Here is a 14,989-nt window from a genome sequence, read left to right as displayed (position 1 = left end):
TCTTGAGACTAGATTTAAAAGATTCATCAGCTGTATTAGACTATTTGCTAGCTTTACAGCACTTTAAGGCACTGTAAGATAAATACAGCAAGTACGCATGATTGGTAAAAAGAAAGATAATAATGAATATACAGTCTACGCAAAACGTAAAAATTTTATTTTTGCACGGTTTAGATTCATCTAGAACATCAAAAAAGTTTGATGCAATCACATACGAGCAAAAATATTGTATAGATGTCGACTATCGGCAACTCAGCTTTAACACGGTACTTGACCTATATCTCAATACCATTGATAAAATCAAACCCAACTTATTGATTGGTCACGGTGTTGGTGGCTATTGGGCACTCAAGCTGTCTTATTTTTTTAAATTGCCTGCCATTATTGCCAATCCTAATCTAAAGCCATGTTTTAGATCTGATTATGTAGACATTCAAGACAGTGACCTTGAACATGACATACCTCAACTGGCTTATATTGAATTGGGTGATGAGGTATTAAACATGCATGAAACAAAAGCCATGTTAGAACAATTCATGTTTATAAAAACCTATGCTGGTGGCTATCACCGCTTAGAACACCCAGAAAATATAAACCCTTTGATTGAGTTTTTTGCAGACCATCATTTTATGAACAATACCCAGTTGGTATAAAAAAACACCCTTTATTGGGTGTTTTTTATTTAAATCATATTATTTATCTGCATCAAACAATGCAGCTACAAATGATTTGGCAGAAAATGGGCGTAAGTCATCTATTTTTTCACCTACACCAATAAAGCGAATTGGTACTTGGGTACGGCTCGCAATATTAAACAACACACCACCTTTGGCCGTACCATCAAGTTTAGTAATGGTAATGCCCGTTAGCCCAACAACCTGATCAAACTCTTTGACCTGATTAATGGCATTTTGCCCTGTTCCTGCATCTACAACCAACATAATTTCATGTGGTGCAGTGGCATCTGCTTTTTGCATCACTCGTTTCACTTTTCGTAACTCTTCCATTAAGTTACTTTTGTTGTGTAAACGACCTGCTGTATCGGCAATTAAAACATCTATGCCTTTGGCTTTTGCACTCTCAAAGGCATCAAAAATAACTGAGGCACTGTCAGAACCATGACCTTGTGCAATCACAGGAATTCCATTACGCTCACCCCAAATTTGCAATTGCTCTGTCGCAGCGGCACGGAAGGTATCGCCTGCTGCAAGCATCACTTTTTTACCCTCACCTTGCAACTTCTTCGCAAGCTTACCAATCGTTGTGGTTTTACCTACCCCATTTACACCAACGACTAAAATGACATATGGATTTTTAGAACCATCTATGTGCAAGGGCTTAACACATGGCTCAAGTAAGCTCACCAGCTCTTCTTGTAACGCTTTATATAGTGAGTGCGAGTAAATCAGATCACCACGTGCTGTACGTTCTGTTAAGTTCGTAATAATACGTTTGGTTGCATCCACACCAATATCTGCAACCAAAAGTTGTTCTTCAACTTCTTCTAACAGCTCATCATCAATTTCTTTACCACCAATTAAAATACTGACCATACCATCGGTAAAGTTTTTGCGGGTTTTGGTGAGCCCTTCTTTCATACGACCAAAAAAACCACCTTTTGGTTTTTCTTCTTCTGAGTTGTCCAAACGCTGTTCTACAGGTTGCTCTATAATTGGGACATTGGCCACAGGTAAGCTTGGTAATGTAACATCATCATCACCGATGTCTGCATCAATTAAAAACTTGTTAGACACATTGTTTTGCTCTTGCATGCTGGTCCCTTAAAAACAGTGCATTATAAAAATTGCAATATTAACATATATCCATATGGTGTACCGATGCTTTCATAAGTACGGTCGCCCCATTTAAGGGGTTTTAACATATACCGCAGGATAACTTTTTACATTTTTTTGTTCTGTATGATATGCGTGTAATAAGCGGAAATAGTCTCGTGTTGTCACCTGCTGTTGCTGTAATAACAATTTGGCCATTGCTTCTGCATGTGGATACTTCATTTGGATCGCAATGTGCTGCACTTGTGTATATTGACGCTCATTAACTGGATTTTTTAGTAAGAAATATCCAAAAACAAATACAACCAGCATTAAAAACACAGGCATAAAACGATAAAAATATACTGAAGCCACTTTTAATGACTCATTTTTTACGACTAAGCGAACAAAATCAAACATGATAAACCTCTTATTGCTCAGTCTAATGTGAATAGAGTTGGACTACAAGCATATAAAAGTACTGATCAAGTCATGTTTTAATCCTCTTATATATCTATGTTTTTTAATTACATATATTCTATTACACAAAAAATGGAAACATTTGCTTAAATTTTTCTTAATAATTTTCAATAAAAGTCTTTTTGTTTACTTATTATTCATGTAGTATCAATTTTCTACTTAGCAACCCTAGTATTGGGTTGACACAATCGTGTGAATGTAATATTAGTTTAACAAAATAAGTTTAAATTAATATCATTAGGACTTGTGAGAAGTCCTTAAAATCATAATTACAACACTTAGGAGCTTTAATATGATTCAACAACTCTCTCAACATGATTTAGATCATGCATACGCTACAGCAGTACATACTATTCAATCACAAATGAATTTTAAAGATGCTGTAATCGATTTAGAAAACGTTGCACGTGCTGGTCACGGTAAGTCTGCATTATTCTTGGCTGAACTATACATCCAAGGTTTTCGTGTAGAACGTGACAGCCATAAAGCACAATATTGGCAAAAGATGGCCACAATGGTCGCATAATAAAACGTCACCTCGGTGGCGTTTTATTTTATCTACCTTTCGTAAAACATAAACCCTGCTCAACAAGATCTAAGTTTCATGAAGAAAAGCAGTGAACAGCACAAAACCAACAAACCTTTAGAACAGTCTTGGCCATGTAAAATAAATAGTTTTGCCTTTTCTTTCAGATCAATACTGCTTTTTTAAAAACAGTATTTTAAAGATGCTTTCTTTTTTCTAAGTGGTATTAATACAAAAAAGATTAAAACGTTAGATAATCTAAGACGCACGTGCTCTTAGAAACTTCATAATACAAAAACCACTCAACAACCCCAGTCCTATCACAAAAACAATAGCTGCTGCATTAAACCAAATTAAGCTGTGATCTTTGGTAACCACACCAAATAACAAACCAAATATTGCAGGTGAAAGGCCTGCATTATTTCCCTCAGATACTGTTGGTGTCACAAGTAAAGCAAACAGAACCAAAGTAGATACTGCACAAAATTTAGAATATGGTTTTGTAATAAAGTACCAACTGAGAAGCACAATAAAGGCTCCTCCACAATAAACAGAAATTGCAATCGCCCCTTCGGGAAACTGATCTAGTACCGAAAGCAACTGATGCAAAACCCCTGTTTCTGTATTAAGCACCTCTTAGGCCCTCTGGTTCTACTGCATTTGGATTAATCAAACCTTCTGGAGGCATTTGTATAAAAAAACCTCTGGTTTGTAATGAGTCTAACACATGTAAAGTATTTGCTCTCGCAAGTTTACGCTCTTGAGTTAGCTCTAAATTCATCACAAAAGTTGCTCTACCAAAAGCCTGACGCATTGCTTCAGGCAACACCTCTAAAAGGTCTACTCCTTCAACAACTTCATGCGTTTTTTTATCTGTTGCAATGTAAACGTACATTTCATCTTTTTTACTTGAACGATAAATGTTGCAGTGCATAAACCAACCACCTAAATTAAAATAACCTATAAATCAGTTAAAAATAAATACTTGTTAAAACGGTCTTTTGACGCAAATTTGCTGTACTAAATTCGCCTTATCTTGCTCTAACAACAATAATAATGGTTGTATGAGTACATTATAACGCCAGCCACGTAAATAAGGCGACAATGTCTCTTTATCTACAGAACCAGATACAACATGTACATACAGTTCGTTAAACCATTTTTTTCGCATCAGTACCATTTTTGGAATCTGTAGCTCATCCGCTACTTGATTCACCAACTGCTCTATTTTAACAGCAACATCTTCAGAAATATACTTTACTGGACGCGGGAGATTATTTGGCCAAAGCTCTTTTTCTGGTAAAAATCGCAGTAAATCTAAGATTGTTTTACCATGCTCTCTAATCACTGAAGCACGGATACTTTTGATCTCAGACAACTGAAAAATACTTTTAGGATTCTTTTCAACCAAATCAATCATGGCATTATTTTTGAGTACAAAACTACGTGGAATATTCACTGCTTTTACCAACTGCTCTCGCCATACCATAAGTTGTTGTAATTGCATTAACTGATACGATGAATGACGATAGTTTCCTACATCTTGGTATAGCTTAGACGTTACAGTTTTATGAGCAATCTCATAGGCCAAGCTCACACAATCTTCAACAACGTACTCAAGTAATTTTTTTTCTTTAAGCTGTACTTTTAATACATCTGCAAGTTTTGGCAAAAAAATCACATCATTGGCTGCATAACATAACTGCTCTGAGCTTAAAGGACGTGCTGTCCAGTCTGAACGTGTTTGGTCTTTTTCAATCTCTACACCTAAATGCTCTTTGAGTGCATTTTGGTAACTCACTTGTAGCCCATGACCTAAAAATGACAATGCAACCTGCGTATCAAAAACATTGCTCAGTGGTGATGTTTTAGAGTAAAAATAAATTAAATCGAGGTCTTCTCCACATGCATGAAAGATATTTTCTTTCGCCTGTGTGAGCAAAGCCCAAAACGGTGTTAAGTCTAAAGTTGTACCATCAAGTAAATATATTTGCTCTTGAATATTTATTTGAAATAGCCCAAGTTTAGGCCATAACGTATCTACCTTTAAAAACTCTGTGTCTGCCGCATATTTTTTATGCTGTACCATATGATCTAACACTTGGGTAAGCTGGCTTTGCGTTTGAATAAATTGATACATACCCATGTTTAGATCCAAACAATAATTTATAGATACTACTTAAATTGTAATCGGTGGTGCATCGCTTGCCCTAAAGTGTGGCTATCCACATACTCTAGCTCACCGCCTTGTGGCACACCTTGTGCAATACGTGTGAGTTTTACTGGCAAATGTTTACAGGCTTCCGACAAGTAGTGTGCAGTTGCTTGGCCTTCCACAGTCGCATTGGTTGCCAAAATAACTTCTTGAACAATACCTTGCTGTAACCGCGCCATTAAAGCTGGAATACCAATATCATCAGGGCCTACACCATCTAACGGCGACAAATGCCCACCAAGCACATAATATTTTCCACGAAAACTACCTGTTTGCTCAATGGCCATTACATCTGCTGGCGACTCGACCACACAGATTAAACCATCATCACGTTCAGCGGATGAACAGATGCTACACACTTCAGTTTCTGTGAGTGAGTGACAAATTTGACATGTGGTAATGCTATTTACTGCATGATGTAAAGCATTGGCTAATACTTCAGCCTGATGCTTATTTTTCATGACTAGGTTGAGTGCCATACGCTGAGCCGACTTTGGCCCAACGCTGGGTAGTGTACGTAACGCCTGTACTAGCTCATCAAATTTTGGGCTAAACATGCATATTAACCTTTACTTAAAATAAACCTGCAAGACCTGGTGGTAAGCCTGTACCTGCACTGGCAGCTTTCATTTTTTGCTCAGAAACTGCTTCTGCTTGACGTGATGCATCGTTGATTGCAGCAGCAATTAAGTCTTCAACCATATCTGCTTCATCTTGTAGCAATTCAGGGTTAATTTCTATGCGTTTTACCACATGACGGCAAGTCATGGTTACTTTCACCAAACCACCGCCCGCTTCTGCATGAACTTCTGTTTGTGCAAGCTCTTCTTTGGCTTTTTTCGCATTGGCTTCTACATCTTTTTGCATGCGTTGTGCTTGCTGCATTAACATATTAATATTCATAAGAAACGCTCCAACGTTATATCAAATCTAAACCACGAGATAAGTCACGTATAATATCATGAATGTCTTCTAATCCGACAGAAAGTCGAATTAAACTGTCATGAATACCCGCATCTTTTTGTGCTTGCGGTGAAAGTTTACCATGTGTGGTGGTTGCTGGGTGCGTAATGGTTGATTTAACATCACCCAAATTCCCTGTAATAGAAATAAAGGTTGTACTATCAATCACCTTCCATGCTTCGTCTTTTCCACCTTTAACCTCAAAAGACACAATACCACCAAAACCTGACTGCTGTTTTTTCGCCAACTCATGTCTAGGATGTGTTTCTAAGCCTGCATAATACACTTTACTGACTTTTTTATGTTGGTTTAACCACTGTGCAATCTGCAAAGCACCGTCACAATGTGCCTTCATGCGTAAACGTAACGTTTCTAAACCTTTTAAAAACACCCATGCATTAAATGGACTCATAGATGGCCCAAGCGTACGTACCACAGAAAACACATCTTCGAGCAAATCATGTTTACCCACCACTGCACCGCCAAGGGCACGGCCCTGACCATCAATATATTTGGTTGCTGAATACACCACTAAATCTGCACCAAATTTAATCGGTTGCTGTAAAGCAGGCGTACAAAACGTATTATCCACAACCAATAAAGCATTATGTTGATGTGCAATATCGGCAATGGCTTGAATATCTCCAATCACAGCCAATGGGTTAGAAGGTGATTCCATAAAAAACATTTTAGTGTTTGGCTTTGCAAGACTTTGCCACTGTGCTAAATCTGTTAAATCTACAAAGTCAACTTCCACACCAAACTTTCGAATATAACGCTCAAATAAACCAACAATAGAGCCAAATACATCACGCGAACAAATCACATGGTCACCAGCTTTAAGGTACGCCATCATAATGGCTAAAATCGCCCCCATGCCAGAACCTGTCGCTACAGCACGTTCACCACCACATAAAGTGGCAAGTCTTTTTTCAAATACAGCAACCGTAGGATTCGTAAAACGTGAGTAAACATTACCCGATTCTTTACCCTGAAATTTATTGGCTGCTTCTTGTGCATTTTTATATACAAAAGATGATGTTAAAAAAATCGGTTCGCCATGCTCACCTTCGTGAGTACGCTCATGCCCTGTTCTAATCGCTAAAGTATCTGGTCCAAGTAAGTCGTCATCTTTGTGCATGTTGTTTACTCTAAGCTCATTTTTGCTTTCAATTTGCCTTTCATTTTGAATAGCAACCCCTGTATGGGTCAAGTAGAAAGTGATAAAGAACAGATATAGATAAAAAAATTCAGCAAATAAATTAAAAGCATGAATTTTTTTTAAAATTTATGCTTCAAAAATCTTAAAAATTAGCCAATTTATGACTAGACGGATGGCTTTTAGCCACTTAGGATAAACAATCAACTCAACAAAAATAGATGTGAGACAACAATGACACAGAGCGTTTCTTTTATTGGACTCGGTGCGATGGGATACCGCATGGCATCACATTTACCTAAAGCATTTGGTGATGTTCGTGTATGGAATAGAAGTACAGAAAAAGCACAAAAACATGCACAAGAGTTTGGTACTCAAGCCGTTTCATTAGAAGATGCCGTACAAGCAGATATTATTTTTTCATGCCTACCCACAAGCCAAGATGTTGAAAAACTGATTGCAAGTGTAAACATTAAATCAGGTGCTGTATGGGTGGACTGTACAAGTGGTGTGCCTGAAAGTGCTCGTCAGTTAGCACCACTGCTTTTAGAAAAAGGCGTGCAATATTTAGATGCACCAGTCAGTGGTCAAACCATTGGTGCTGAAAATGCGACCCTCACCTTCATGGTGGGTGGACAAAAAACAGCGTTCGATCAAGCGTTACCTGCCATGCAAACCATGGGTAAACTCATTAAACATGTGGGTGACTCTGGTGCGGGCTTTGCGGTAAAAGCAGTGAATAATATGCTACTTGCGATTCACTTATGTGCAGCTTGTGAGGGTGCGTCTACACTCAAATCTCACGGCGTTAACCTACAAGAAGCATTTGACTGCATTAATGCTTCAAGTGGGCAAAGTGGCGTGACATCCACTGTACTACCAAACCGTGTATTTAATCGTAGCTTTCCATCTACATTTGCACTGTCTTTATTGGCAAAAGATACTGGCATTGCACTTGATCTGGTACGTGAGAGCAAACTCTCTGCACCAATTATTGCAGCATCTCAAAGCCTCGTGCAGGCAGCAAGCAACATCTCTGAAGAAGGCAGTGACTTCTCTACTTTGGCGAAAATGTATGAGTCAATCAACAAATTGACCATTGAGTAAACCTTGAAATTGGCGTATATGTCCCTATATCTATGGTATAGGGATGGCCTTTTTGTCATACCGCCCATTGCAACAAAGGAAGTATTTATGAAAAAGTTTTCTGTTCTTATGTGTGCAAGTGTACTTAGCACCTATGCTTTGGCATCAGCACCAACCTGCCAAAAATTACAAGATGACTATAACCTCATTTATGCTTCTAAAGGTTTTTGCTTTAAAGACCCTGAAGCGATTGCAAAATATGGCAATGACAACTGCTACACCAATAAACCCAAATTTTCTGAACGTGAACAACAACGCTTAGATCAAATTAAAGAAGATCAAAAAACATTAAACTGCAAGTAATCTATAAATATACCGTCAAATGATTTTTAGGCATTTGACGGTTTTTATGAATACATGTATTTTCGGACAAATATCATGGCTTACGATCAAAACAACATCTTTGCAAAAATTTTACGTGAAGAAATTCCTTGCATTAAAGTCTACGAAGACGAACACACACTCGCTTTTATGGATATCATGCCTCAAGCAGATGGTCACACCTTGGTTATTCCAAAGTACCAAGCAGTGACTTTATTAGACCTGCCTGCAACTGAGCTCACACAGACCATGCAAACTGTACAAAAAGTTGCTTTGGCCATTGAAAAAGCACTCGATGCCAAAGGCATTGTACTCATGCAACTCTCTGGTGAAGCAGCAGGACAGACCGTACCACATGTACACTTCCACCTTATTCCAAGTTCCATACATACACTTAAAAACCATGCCTCTGAAATGGCAGATCAAGCAAAACTCAAAGCATTTGCAGAAAAAATTAAAGCTTCACTATAAAGTGCCACATATAAAAAAAGCCCAACAAAAATACATTTGTTGGGCTTTTTTTATATATTTTTACTTTAAGAAACCAGATACCATACCCAAAACTTTTTGAATATCGTTATTGGCTTCTTGTGAACTGGTTTGCTCACCTTGAGGTGTCAGTGAGTTAATAATTTGTGGTAACACCGTGCTGATTGCACTGTATACATCTTGCTTATCTGTTTGTGTTTGTGCTGCCACTTGCTCAATGTCTTTATCATCAAATAAACCTTCTACATGACTCTGTGCAACATCATCGCTACTTGCAGATGGGCTCACCCAACTTTGCACTTGATTGGCTAAACCTGCACCACGTAGCTTGTCTAAAGCAGCTTGCAAACCACCTTGTTGTTGAATCCATGACAAGATTAACGGTACAACAGCCACCAATAAAGACTGTGCATTTAAACCACCCGTAGCCGAGGTATTATTTTCAGTACTTTGCTGACTTGAGCCACCTGTAAGCGAACCCAACACCGAGCCTAAAATACCCCCCATACCCGAGTTACTGCTTTGATTATTATTACCTAAAGAGCCCAATACCGAACCCAATACACCACCTAAACCAGATGAGTTTTGGTTATTTTGGCCACCCAAAGCTTGTTTTGCTAAAGTTTCAACAATACTTGTCAGATCAGTCATTTATACAACCTCTATTATTACACTGATAAAATGATGATTTAAGACTACCCCATTTTAAAGAAGCTGTCTGTTAATTTTTCATACAACTTAACGTAAGTTTAGAACTACCATCTAAATTTATCCCAATTCTCAGGGTTCGCCCAAAAACGCGAATTAAACCAATCTGGAACATGCTTATAGGTCATAATATTAAACTGCCATAACATCATCTTTTGCCCAAGCTCAGTATATTGCCCGAGCATTTGCGTAAACCCTAGCGAACGTAATAATTGTTGATCATTAACCTCACAAATCACAATCAATTTTTTCACCAAAAGATCTCTTAACTTTACCAGTAACTGTGACTTTTGCTCTGGGGTACACTGTGCCATGCTTTCGACGCTCAGCACCACAAAACCTAAATCATAACGCTGTGTAAATGGCAGACTTAATAGATCAGATACGTTAAAATACTGCCAATGAATTGGTTGTGTCGTTTTAAAACGTGCAATATTTTGCCCAACACACAACGCTGTTTTTATGGGTTGCTCTTGAGCCAAATCGTCTAGCAAAGACGTGATGACATTTTGCTCTGCCATAACCTGCACCTTTTAAAAATTTAGAGAGATTTTATATGGAATTTCAAGGCATTTGCCAGAAAATGCATGCCGATTTAGCCAATATCAGTATGAAAGATGAACATACTGAGCAAGCCAATGTTCAATATAGCTTTGTTCTCAACAAAACCCGCATTGATACACCTTTAAGCTTAGGTCAGCATGTTGAAATTTCATGGACTGGCAATATTTACTGTACTTCTTGCGGTAAAAAAACACCAAAATCTTATTCACAAGGCCACTGCTTCAAATGCTTTAAAACACAAGCAGAATGTGACATGTGTATTATGAAACCTGAAACTTGCCATTTTCACTTAGGTACTTGCCGTGATGAAAGCTTTGCTCATCGGGTGTGTTTTCAACCCCACATTGTTTACCTTGCCAATTCGAGTGCATTAAAAGTAGGGATTACCCGTATTAGTCAAATGCCGACTCGATGGCTAGACCAAGGTGCAAGTCAAGCTTTACCTATTATGAAAGTGGGGTCAAGACGACTTTCAGGTTATTTAGAAACCATGTTTGGCGAACAAGTGGCAGACAAAACCGACTGGCGAAAACTATTAAAAGCAGATGCCGACCCCATTGACCTGCTGTCTATACGTGATGAGTTGTGCCTAGCGTTTGAAGAACAGATCGAAGCGATTGCAGATGAGTTTTCTTTAAATATGGAATTTGACGAACATGTTGAATACTTTGAAGATCAACCTGTAAGAGAGTTCATTTACCCGATTAACCAATACCCAAGTAAAATAAAATCTCATAACCTAGACAAAACTCCTCATATTTCAGGGGTATTGCAAGGTATTAAAGGGCAATATTTAATCATGGATACAGGGGTCATTAACCTGAGAAAATACACAGGTTATGAGCTTTTGATTAAGCTTTCTAACGCATAGCACTTAGGGCTGAGTCAGTGCCAAAATTGCATGAATCGGATCTTCTGTTTCACCCGAAATCAATCGCTTATGCATAGTTAAATGTTGCATTCTTTGAATCGGTGCTTGCTCAGCCTCCATTAAATGCTTTATTTCTTTGGCCAAGTTTTCAGGTGTCGCTTGTTGTTGTACAAGCTCGGCAATGACCTTTTTACCTGCAATAATATTCGGCAAAGACACATACGGAATTTTAATCATTTTTTTGACCAACCAATAGGTCAAAGCATTAAGCTTATAAAACGTCACCATTGGGCGATGCAACAACATTGCCTCTAAAGTGGCAGTACCCGAAGCCAAAGCCACAACATCACTGGCCGCCATAACTTGGCGACCAATTTTAGCATCTGAATGGGTATTGTCTAAAATATGAACCTTTTGCTGTAAGGTGGTTGAAAACTCGGTAAGCATCTGTTGAATTTGGGCTTTACGCTTATCATTAATGGCAGGCACTAAGAACTCACCTGCATAGCCTTGTTTTTGTAAAATGTCAGCTGCACCAAAGACCAGTGGTGCTAAACGCTGTACTTCAGAACCACGACTCCCGGGTAATAATGCAATATATTGTTGATCTTGACTCAACCCAAGGTCTTGGCGTGCAGCAACAACATCATCAACCAATGGCAATTTTTTTGCCAAAGGATGCCCCACAAAAATGGCAGGTACATGGTGAGATTGATAGAATGCTTTTTCAAACGGAAATAAGCACATCACTAAATCAATATTCTTTTGAATACCAACAACACGTTTTTGTCGCCATGCCCAGACTGATGGACTCACGTACTGCACCGTTTTAATAGGTAACTGCTTTTGTTTAATTTTTTGTGACACTCTTAAATTAAAATCAGGGGCATCTATGCCAATAAATACATCTACAGCTTGCTGTTGCCAACGCTCAATTAGACCATCTCGTACCGCAAAAAGTGTTTTTATGTCTTTTAAAACTTCAACAATACCCATCACAGAGAGCGTATCCATAGCATACAAGCTATGAAAACCCTCAGCGATCATCTGTGGCCCGCCAATACCTTCAAAATCGGCATCTATTCCTTGTGCTTTAAACTGTCGAATCAACTCAGCACCGAGCGTATCGCCAGATACCTCACCAACCACAATACCGATTCTAAGTTTACGTGTTTGCACAGATCTCTACCTTATTTTTCATTACAAACTATTATAAATAGATTATGAGCATACTGCACTGTAAAACATAACAGCACCATCACACTTATCACTCAATACCATTAAATAAGGTTTTTTAATGATCAAAATAGACATGATCTCTCAATGCATTTCTAGTTAAAATTTTACGATATAGATACAAAGTCTTTTCCCCCATAGCCAGTTAAAGCAATAAAAATGATTTTTTCATGTATAAATCAACACAAAAAATAAATACTCAAAACAAATCACAAAAATTTAATAAAAAGCAAAATAAAACACCTAAAAATTACAATTTAATTGTAAAAACCAACTAAAACAATCAAAGGAAACTTGCAAATTAATACAAAAATCGCAATGATACTGCAAATTATTTTCATTTAGATTTAAGGGATCTTTACATGAAATACAAACTCTCCCCCCTTACTGTTGCTGTTGTTGCAACAATGGGCATGTCTTGTGTATATGCTGCCGACACATCAGCTACTGCAGTATTGCCTACCATTAATTCTAAATCTGAGAAAGCATCAGTTCAGCCTTCTGAACAAACCAATGCCTACACTGTTAAAAATAATGACAGTGCAACAGGCTTAAATTTATCAGTAAAAGAAACGCCTCAAACTGTTAATGTCGTCACTCGCCAACAAATGAATGACTTCAACTTGACCAGTACTCGTGACATTCTAAGCAATACCCCAGGCGTGACTGTAACAGGCTTAGAAACAAACCGTACCACCTATACCGCACGTGGCTTCGACATTTCTAATATTTTGTATGACGGCGCAGGCATCCCACAAGTAGATAGCTACAACTACAATGGCTCAGATGATGACAGCTACTTTTATGACCGTGTAGAAGTGATTAAAGGTGCAGATGCACTCACTAATGCACTTGGTGACCCTGGTGCAACCATTAACTATGTGAGAAAACGTCCAACACAAGCATTTCAAGCAAGTGGAGGCTTTAGCTACGGTTCGTGGAATACTAAACGCTACGAGGCAGACATTTCAGGCCCATTAACACAAAGTGGCAATGTACGTGGTCGCTTGACTGCTTATGAAAAAACCGGTGACTCATATTTAGATAAATACTCTGAAGAAAAAAATGGCGTTCAAGCCATTATTGATGCTGACCTGTCTGACAGTACCACTGCATCTGTTGGTTTTTCTCGTACCAACCAACTGACTAATGGTTCACAATGGGGTGCTTTGCCTTTAACCAACAGTGCAGGTCAACAACTTAGCTATGCCCGCAGTTATAACTATGCCCCAGATTGGACGTATTATGACTGGACTATTAATAACTACTTTGCAAGCATTGAGCAAAAGCTAGCTGGCGATTGGGTTGCCAAACTCAATTACGATGGTAAAAACGCAACATTACAAGACAAAATGCTTTACCTATGGGGTAATCCAAGCGCAACAAACAATACCTCTGGTATTTACTTGTATCCAGACATTTATAACCAAAAGTTTAGAAAACAGACTTTCAATGCCAGTGTTTCAGGTACATTCCCACTCTTTGGTCAACGCCATGAAGCAAACTTTGGCTATAGATGGTCAAAAAGCATCACTAACAATGAGTCCGCGGGTGCTTATATTGGCTTAACAACAGACCAAGCAAGCTGGTCACCAAGCGAGCCAACTTGGGCTACCATGACTGACTCAGGTACACAACAATATATTATTCGCTCACTTTATGGCGCAACACGTGTACATCTAAATGATGATTTAAAGCTTATTTTGGGGGCAAACTTCTCTGAAATTAACTTTAAAGACACCTATGTAAAAAATAGAACACTCCCTTATGCAGGTTTAACCTATAACTTTACCCCACAATACACAGGGTATATGAGTTATACCTCTATTTTTAGACCACAAACTGTCATTGATACAGCAACCAATCAAATTGCAGTACCTGTTGATGGTAAGAGCTATGAAACAGGTGTTAAAGGTACATGGTTAAATGAGCGCTTAACGGGTTCTATTGCGATTTTTAGTACAGAACAAAATCATTTTGCTTTAAACCCAACATTTTCAGGTTCGGCATACCGCTCTAACTTAGGCACAGTACGTTCACAAGGTGTAGAACTTGGCTTAGCAGGTAAAGTCACCGATGATCTTGAAATTACTGCGGGCTACACAAAGTTTAGTTTAAAAGATACTGAAACAGGTATAAACCCTCGTCAGTACAACCCAACTCAAACCTTTAACCTTTTGGCAAATTACACCATTCCTCAACTTCCACAAGTGAAAGTGGGTGCAAGTGTAAAATGGCAAGACAGTATTCGTGAACCTGCTTCTAGCTCACACAATGGGACTATTGTACAAGGTGCATATGCATTATTTGACTTAATGGCAAGCTATAAAGTCAATGACCACATGAATCTACAACTCAATGCCAAAAACATTGGCAACGAGAAATATCTTACAGGTTTAAGTGGTGGTCAAGGCTACTATGGTGCGCCTGCAAACTACACTGTATCTGTAAAATTTAACTACTAATACATGAAAAACACGATACAAAATCATAAATACGCTCACCAGTTCAACGTGCTTTATCGCACGTTGACTGCGTG

The 14,989-nt window shown here is 38.4% G+C and carries 18 protein-coding genes; 7 read left to right on the top strand and 11 right to left on the bottom strand.

Going from position 1 to position 14,989, the window contains the following annotated elements:
- Positions 1-122: 122 nt before the first annotated feature.
- Positions 123-653: a YqiA/YcfP family alpha/beta fold hydrolase gene (locus I2F31_RS01880; protein ID WP_195768017.1), complete on the top strand. Its 531-nt coding sequence runs from the start codon at positions 123-125 to the stop codon at positions 651-653.
- Positions 654-692: 39 nt separating this feature from the next.
- On the opposite strand, the gene ftsY is transcribed toward I2F31_RS01880, so the two are convergent.
- Both ftsY and I2F31_RS01870 read right to left on the bottom strand, forming a co-directional pair.
- Positions 693-1,772: a signal recognition particle-docking protein FtsY gene (ftsY, locus tag I2F31_RS01875; RefSeq protein WP_195768018.1), complete on the bottom strand. Its 1,080-nt coding sequence runs from the start codon at positions 1,770-1,772 to the stop codon at positions 693-695.
- A gap of 93 nt (positions 1,773-1,865) precedes the next feature.
- Positions 1,866-2,192 (bottom strand): hypothetical protein, encoded by a 327-nt coding sequence (locus I2F31_RS01870; protein ID WP_195768019.1) that lies wholly within the window; start codon positions 2,190-2,192, stop codon positions 1,866-1,868.
- A gap of 352 nt (positions 2,193-2,544) precedes the next feature.
- Here I2F31_RS01870 and I2F31_RS01865 point away from each other — a divergent pair, with 352 nt between their 5' ends.
- A complete protein-coding gene (locus tag I2F31_RS01865) occupies positions 2,545-2,778 on the top strand; it encodes a hypothetical protein (protein ID WP_195768020.1) in 234 nt (77 codons plus the stop codon).
- Positions 2,779-3,036: 258 nt separating this feature from the next.
- On the opposite strand, the gene I2F31_RS01860 is transcribed toward I2F31_RS01865, so the two are convergent.
- Genes I2F31_RS01860 through I2F31_RS01835 form a run of 6 tightly spaced genes read right to left on the bottom strand, consistent with a single transcriptional unit; the run spans position 3,037 to position 7,097 of the window.
- The gene (locus tag I2F31_RS01860; protein WP_195768021.1) at positions 3,037-3,411 is read right to left on the bottom strand and encodes a hypothetical protein; all 375 of its coding nucleotides are present in this window, start codon (positions 3,409-3,411) and stop codon (positions 3,037-3,039) included.
- Positions 3,404-3,712, bottom strand: a complete 309-nt coding sequence (locus I2F31_RS01855; RefSeq protein ID WP_195768022.1) for a YcgL domain-containing protein — start codon at positions 3,710-3,712, stop codon at positions 3,404-3,406. The genes I2F31_RS01860 and I2F31_RS01855 overlap by 8 nt, the downstream gene beginning before the upstream one ends.
- A 54-nt stretch (positions 3,713-3,766) precedes the next feature.
- Positions 3,767-4,918 carry a ribonuclease D gene (locus I2F31_RS01850; RefSeq protein WP_195768161.1) on the bottom strand — a complete coding sequence of 384 codons (1,152 nt, stop codon included), beginning with the start codon at positions 4,916-4,918 and terminating at the stop codon, positions 3,767-3,769.
- Positions 4,919-4,953: 35 nt separating this feature from the next.
- Positions 4,954-5,550, bottom strand: a complete 597-nt coding sequence (gene recR / locus I2F31_RS01845; RefSeq protein ID WP_195768023.1) for a recombination mediator RecR — start codon at positions 5,548-5,550, stop codon at positions 4,954-4,956.
- Positions 5,551-5,566: 16 nt separating this feature from the next.
- The gene (locus I2F31_RS01840; protein ID WP_195768024.1) at positions 5,567-5,896 is read right to left on the bottom strand and encodes a YbaB/EbfC family nucleoid-associated protein; all 330 of its coding nucleotides are present in this window, start codon (positions 5,894-5,896) and stop codon (positions 5,567-5,569) included.
- Positions 5,897-5,912: 16 nt separating this feature from the next.
- Positions 5,913-7,097 (bottom strand): O-succinylhomoserine sulfhydrylase, encoded by a 1,185-nt coding sequence (locus I2F31_RS01835; protein WP_195773328.1) that lies wholly within the window; start codon positions 7,095-7,097, stop codon positions 5,913-5,915.
- A gap of 213 nt (positions 7,098-7,310) precedes the next feature.
- On the opposite strand from I2F31_RS01835, the gene I2F31_RS01830 reads away from it, so the two are divergent.
- The 3 genes from I2F31_RS01830 to I2F31_RS01820 all read left to right on the top strand — a co-directional run bounded on the left by I2F31_RS01830 (position 7,311) and on the right by I2F31_RS01820 (position 9,053).
- On the top strand, positions 7,311-8,222 hold the full coding sequence (locus I2F31_RS01830) for an NAD(P)-dependent oxidoreductase (protein ID WP_323127552.1): 912 nt from the start codon (positions 7,311-7,313) through the stop codon (positions 8,220-8,222).
- 87 nt (positions 8,223-8,309) lie between these two features.
- Complete coding sequence (locus tag I2F31_RS01825) at positions 8,310-8,564, top strand: YARHG domain-containing protein (RefSeq protein WP_195773327.1); 255 nt, start codon at positions 8,310-8,312, stop codon at positions 8,562-8,564.
- A 75-nt stretch (positions 8,565-8,639) separates the two neighbouring features.
- Positions 8,640-9,053, top strand: a complete 414-nt coding sequence (locus tag I2F31_RS01820; RefSeq protein ID WP_195768028.1) for an HIT family protein — start codon at positions 8,640-8,642, stop codon at positions 9,051-9,053.
- A gap of 60 nt (positions 9,054-9,113) precedes the next feature.
- On the opposite strand, the gene I2F31_RS01815 is transcribed toward I2F31_RS01820, so the two are convergent.
- Positions 9,114-9,722, bottom strand: coding sequence for a YidB family protein (locus tag I2F31_RS01815; RefSeq protein WP_195768029.1), 609 nt, complete (start codon positions 9,720-9,722; stop codon positions 9,114-9,116).
- 104 nt (positions 9,723-9,826) lie between these two features.
- Complete coding sequence (locus I2F31_RS01810) at positions 9,827-10,300, bottom strand: DUF6231 family protein (protein WP_195768030.1); 474 nt, start codon at positions 10,298-10,300, stop codon at positions 9,827-9,829.
- Between the two features lie 35 nt (positions 10,301-10,335).
- On the opposite strand from I2F31_RS01810, the gene I2F31_RS01805 reads away from it, so the two are divergent.
- The gene (locus I2F31_RS01805) at positions 10,336-11,214 is read left to right on the top strand and encodes a DUF2797 domain-containing protein (protein WP_195768031.1); all 879 of its coding nucleotides are present in this window, start codon (positions 10,336-10,338) and stop codon (positions 11,212-11,214) included.
- A 3-nt stretch (positions 11,215-11,217) separates the two neighbouring features.
- Here I2F31_RS01805 and lpxB read toward each other — a convergent pair whose 3' ends face one another.
- A complete protein-coding gene (gene lpxB / locus I2F31_RS01800; RefSeq protein ID WP_195768032.1) occupies positions 11,218-12,393 on the bottom strand; it encodes a lipid-A-disaccharide synthase in 1,176 nt (391 codons plus the stop codon).
- Between the two features lie 419 nt (positions 12,394-12,812).
- On the opposite strand from lpxB, the gene I2F31_RS01795 reads away from it, so the two are divergent.
- A complete protein-coding gene (locus I2F31_RS01795) occupies positions 12,813-14,915 on the top strand; it encodes a TonB-dependent siderophore receptor (RefSeq protein ID WP_195773326.1) in 2,103 nt (700 codons plus the stop codon).
- Positions 14,916-14,989: the final 74 nt, after the last annotated feature.

Origin of the sequence: Acinetobacter rathckeae (assembly GCF_015627125.1) — a bacterium.
Classification (GTDB): Bacteria; Pseudomonadota; Gammaproteobacteria; order Pseudomonadales; family Moraxellaceae; genus Acinetobacter; species Acinetobacter rathckeae.
The sequence above is the reverse complement of the archived record's forward strand: the minus strand, read 5'-3'. Positions and strand labels throughout refer to the sequence as shown.